At 64.4% G+C, this 315-nt stretch carries 1 protein-coding gene; it reads left to right on the forward strand.

Annotated elements, in window-relative coordinates:
• Positions 1-315 (forward strand): hypothetical protein (locus GTQ34_RS16650; RefSeq protein ID WP_208103920.1); only part of this gene is annotated, 315 nt, incomplete at both ends.

Consider the following 315-nt stretch of genomic DNA (forward strand, 5'->3'; position numbering starts at 1 on the left):
TTGACGGTACCTTTGCCACGGATGCGGAACTGGCGGCCCTTAACACGGACGATGCCGACGCCGACCCGACCAACGAACTGAACACGGCGGTCGGCCTGACGGGCACCTCGATAACGGTGACCGATGCAGGCGGTACCCTGAGCCAGGACCTTGACGGGACCTTTGCCACGGACGCGGAGCTTGCGGCGCTTAACACGGACGATGCCGACGCCGACCCGACCAACGAACTCAACACGGCGGTCGGCCTGACGGGCACCTCCATAACGGTGACCGATGCAGGCGGTACCCTGAGCCAGGACCTTGACGGTACCTTTG

It is taken from the genome of Flagellimonas ochracea (assembly GCF_009903685.1).
Classification (GTDB): domain Bacteria; phylum Bacteroidota; class Bacteroidia; order Flavobacteriales; family Flavobacteriaceae; genus Flagellimonas; species Flagellimonas ochracea.